The organism is Pseudoalteromonas sp. TAE56, assembly GCF_000497955.1.
Taxonomy (GTDB): Bacteria; Pseudomonadota; Gammaproteobacteria; order Enterobacterales; family Alteromonadaceae; genus Pseudoalteromonas.
In genome coordinates this window covers 1-4,464 of sequence record NZ_AUTN01000152.1, presented here as the reverse complement: position 1 = coordinate 4,464, position 4,464 = coordinate 1, and the positions used below count along the sequence as shown (strand labels likewise).

General features: G+C 40.1%; 4 protein-coding genes. 1 reads left to right on the top strand and 3 read right to left on the bottom strand.

Features of this window, described 5'->3' with window-relative positions:
• From L656_RS0119465 to L656_RS0119450, 3 genes are all read right to left on the bottom strand, one after another.
• The coding region (locus L656_RS0119465) for a magnesium transporter (protein ID WP_024600450.1) at positions 1-1,185 on the bottom strand (1,185 nt) is incomplete at its 3' end.
• Positions 1,186-1,498: 313 nt separating this feature from the next.
• A complete protein-coding gene (locus L656_RS0119455; protein WP_024600449.1) occupies positions 1,499-2,248 on the bottom strand; it encodes a serine/threonine protein kinase in 750 nt (249 codons plus the stop codon).
• A 133-nt stretch (positions 2,249-2,381) separates the two neighbouring features.
• Complete coding sequence (locus L656_RS0119450; protein ID WP_241763454.1) at positions 2,382-2,897, bottom strand: MarR family winged helix-turn-helix transcriptional regulator; 516 nt, start codon at positions 2,895-2,897, stop codon at positions 2,382-2,384.
• A 180-nt stretch (positions 2,898-3,077) separates the two neighbouring features.
• Between L656_RS0119450 and L656_RS0119440 the strand changes: the two genes are divergently transcribed.
• Positions 3,078-4,451: an IS4 family transposase gene (locus L656_RS0119440; protein ID WP_024598303.1), complete on the top strand. Its 1,374-nt coding sequence runs from the start codon at positions 3,078-3,080 to the stop codon at positions 4,449-4,451.
• Positions 4,452-4,464: the final 13 nt, after the last annotated feature.

The following is a 4,464-nucleotide window of genomic DNA, read 5'->3' as shown; positions in this document are numbered from 1 at the left end:
GGCTACCGTAATCGTAATACTAAGCATTAAGTCGTTAAACCATAAAAAGGTAAGTAGGCCGATTACAAACGCCCATACCAAGCCATTTACAGCGCCAACACGCAGCTCTTTTTTAAGCAACGCATTACGGTTTGAATCTGTAACCTGTCCAAGCGCTAAACCTCGCACAATAACGGTTAATGTTTGACTACCTGCAATTCCCCCCATAGAAGCGACCACTGGCATTAATACAGCTAATGCTACAACTTGTTCTATCGTTGCGCCAAATAAACCGATAAACCACGACGCTAAAAAGGCAGTTGCTAAATTAATGCCTAACCATATACCACGGTTTTTAGCACTTTTTCGCACACTTGCGAACAGGTCTTCGTCTTCACGTAAACCACCAGCTTTAGCGGCTGCTTCATCAGCAATTTCTTGTCGTAATTCATAAGCAGAGGCAATGGTTAATCGCCCAAGTAATTTGTTATCAGCATTAACCACTGGCAGTGCCATTTTTTCACTGTGGATCACCACTTCTGCCGCTTCATATAAATCATCATCAGCATGGAGCGATGAAAAGTCATGATTTGCCAATGTCATTAAATTATCGGTGTCGCTGGCTTTTATTAAATCATTTACCGCAACCTCACCTATTAAACTACCCTTGCGGCTTACTAAATAAATAACTTCACTGTATTGCGGTAAACCTTTATGTAGCAATTTTTTAGCACCACCGGCTGTTAGCTTCTCCGATACTTTTAAAAAGTCAAAACCTAACCAGTGACCTAATTGCTCTGGCGGGTATTGCTGCGCTAAATCATATTGTTTGGTTTGCGCTTCATCGAGTTGCTTTTTTGCATACTCAACAAATCGCTCTGGTATAACTTCTTCAAGTTCCAGTAGCTCTTCTACATTAACTTCATCAAGAAGTTTAAAAGCCTCAGTGTCTTCTAGCGTTTGTAGCAACCACAAACAACTATCTTCACTTAAATTAACAAAAATTTCGTGTTGCGTGTCTTCATCAAGCAACTGCCAAATTTCAAGTCGTTGTTCTTTTGGTATCGCCTCAAAAAGTAATGACAGGTGCTCTGTTGAAAGCGTTAACTGCGCATCTGCTAATAATTTATTTTTGCGTTCTGTTGTATCGCATTGCAATAAATCATTTATGAGCTGTGGAAGTTGGTCTACCGGATACTCAATCATCTTAAAACCTTAAAATTTAAAAGCGCACATTATTTATAGTCTACTTGAACAATAAAAAATTGCAGAAAAAACGTGAACTTATTAAGCATGCGCAAGCTATTTTTGCGCATTGTATGGGCAAACTAAATGCAGTACTAATATTTATTTTAAAAAATTAAAAAAACAGTAAAAGGAATTGTTTTTGAGGGATTAAACAACAAGTAAGCAAACCAAAGGGATTACTTATAATAAAAAAATCCCATATTAGCTAGGCTAATATGGGCAAAATCACACAATGAATTAGGTGTTTTTAAATTACGGTTTATGCTTTAAATTAAAGTCTATCAGTAATATTTCGTACCAAGTCAGAATCTACAAATTGAGTAATAAGTGCAGCGCCCCACGCATAACCACGTTGTATTGGGTAACCTTTAAAAATCCAGCGTTTACGCACGTGATTAAAGCGCTCTAAATAGTCTTGCTTTTTTTGTGGCAGAGGTTGCTCACCCAATTTATTCCATGCTTTATATACGCCTGACATGTCGGATCCTCGCATAAAGCGTTGCAACCAACGTGGAAAACGAGAAAAGCTAATAGTAGACTGAAAATCTATAAAATAAGGTTTACCGTCTGCGCCGCATAAAATGTTACCCATATTACGCAAGTCTAAATGCACGATGCCTTTGCGATGCATTTTTGCTACTTGGCGCTCAAGCTCACTAAAAAAGTTAACAGGTAGTGTTTTGTCTTCATGAATTAAAGCGCGCAGTGGCGTGCCTTCGATATAGTTATAAGCAACCGCTATCGGCGACAATCTACAAAAGCGGTTAGCAACTGCATCAAGCTCAGCTAAACGGCTCAACCCTTTATACTCTTGATTTACAGATAGTCGTGCAAATGTTTTGCGGATAAACCAGGGGCTTTGGCTAAAATCTTTAACAATTAAATCAAATTCATTATCTTTATATCGATACACAATCGCGTTAGCAAAACGTCCCTTATGGACAACACTTAAGTGATGTTGCATAAAAGTATGTTCTGGATATTGCTGCTGTAATTGTACTAACAAATTATTTTCAATCATAACAAACCTAACAAGATGATAACTTTAATTGCCTAGGCAACTATATTATCAAAGTTAGATTCTGCGCACAATCAGATCAACTAATTAGCACGCTAACTTTCTATTGAAACAGTATCGCTATTTTATTGATAATCTACTTTTGAGGCGAGTCTGGCAGTAAATCAAGATTATTTATAGCTTTGAATAGTAAGTCGATTATTTGGTTTTTTTCTGGCTCTGAAAAACCATTTAATGCTTGCGCATAGACTTCGTTAACTAAGGGCATAATTTCAGGACAAAGCGCTTTACCTTTTTCACTTAAACACAAAATAGTTGAGCGCTTATCAAGCTCACATTGCGTTTTAATAATGAGTCCTTTTTCTTCAAGTCGGTTTAGCAAGCGGCTCATAGCGCCACGGTCATAAACCATATACTCGCAAAGTCCTGCAAGCGTATTAACCGACTCTCTCGCAAGTAGTACAACCACAATATATTGCGCTGAAGTTAGGTCCATAGGGAGTAACTTGGCATCAACATGAATGGCTAATCTCGAACGTAAAAAAGAGACTAAACGCCCCAAATCTTGCTCTGGCGCTAACTCTTCTCGAGTACAACGTTTAATTGATGGCATGTTTTGCATGGTTATTTCACTGTATAGGTATATTTGCATGCTGATAGACCTTAACGCATGCAAAAAATTCAATAATTTTTATAAAAAATCGCCCACAAAAATAAAGCCGCTATTAGCTGTCTCTTATACACAAATCCCTGCTAAGAAATTAGCGGGGATTTTTTTGAACTAAATCTCAATGTCATGATCAGATCTTCAAATCTTGTTTGAGGGCACATTATGATTAACGAACATACTCATTGGGCAAAACAACAATTCGGTAAATCGGACTTAGGTGATCCAAGAAGAACAGCGCGTCTGGTAAAGTTAGCATCAACGCTTGCAAATGAACCAGGAAAACCACTTGTGAACATCACTCAATCCCCCGCCGATATGGAAGGTGCCTACCGCTTTATTCGCAACGAGAATATTGACGCAACGGCTATAGCAGAGTCAGGCTTTAAAGCCACGGTTGAACAAGCAAAAAGTCATAACTTATTGCTCGCATTAGAAGACACGACCACACTAATTTATAAGCATTCCTCCATTCGAGATGATTTGGGTCATGTCGGACGAGGAGCAAAACAACGAGGCTTGTTAGCTCATAGCGTATTACTGTTTGCGCCAGACACAAAGCAAGTTGTGGGATTAATTGAACAGTCTCGCTGGAGTCGTGATATCAACACGATTGGAAAAAGAGAAAAACACGCGACGACTTCTTACGAAGAAAAAGAAAGTTACAAGTGGGAGTCAGCGTCACGAGCGATGGCAGAGCGGCTGCAAGGACAAATGGCGAACGTGATATCGGTGTGTGACCGCGAAGCGGACATCTACGAATACTTGCAGTATAAACTGACCGAGCAGCAACGATTCGTCGTACGCTCGATGCAAAGTCGTCATATTGAAGAAGGTGAGGATAAGCTCTATGCGTTTGCAAGCGAGCTGATGAGTGCAGGCACCAAACACATCCACATTGCACAAAAAGGAGGAAGAAAAGCCCGAAGCGCAACACTGGATATCACCTATGCGCCAGTGACACTCAAAGCGCCTTACAATAAGAAAGGACACTCCCTCCCAGTTTACTATGTCGGCTGTACAGAGCGAGGAAACGCTAAGAACGGCTTAAGCTGGCACCTATTAACCAGTGAACCAGTCACCAGCAAAGAAGACGCCTTAGCTATCATCACCTACTATGAGCACCGTTGGCTTGTAGAGGAATACCATAAAGTCTGGAAAAGTGATGGTACGGATATCGAAAGTTTACGCCTTCAAAGCCAAGATAACATGGAAAGATTGGTGACGATTAATGGCTTTATTGCGACGCGAATATTGCAACTAAAGTTCACCAATGAGCAGCCTGATTCCCCAAGTTGTGAACAACTGTTATCTCCCAAAGCATGGAAGTTATTGTGGTTAAAGAGAATAAAAACACCATTGCCTGAAACTGCTCCAAATATGTCATGGGCGTATCAGGAACTGGCAAAGTTAGGAGGCTGGAAAGATACCAAGCGCACAGGGCGTGCATCTGTGAAAGTGTTATGGAAAGGATGGCTTAAGTTACAAGCCATCCTGGAAGGCTACGATTTAGCAAAATCTCTTGAGTCAGACTTGTGATCAAGAGACAGCT

What these genes read in the sequence shown, in the direction of transcription:
- L656_RS0119455 (WP_024600449.1), bottom strand. Translation starts at nt 2,248, where the DNA reads ATGATTGAAAATAATTTGTTAGTACAATTACAGCAGCAATATCCAGAA.
- L656_RS0119450 (WP_241763454.1), bottom strand. Translation starts at nt 2,897, where the DNA reads ATGCAAATATACCTATACAGTGAAATAACCATGCAAAACATGCCATCA.
- L656_RS0119440 (WP_024598303.1), top strand. Translation starts at nt 3,078, where the DNA reads ATGATTAACGAACATACTCATTGGGCAAAACAACAATTCGGTAAATCG.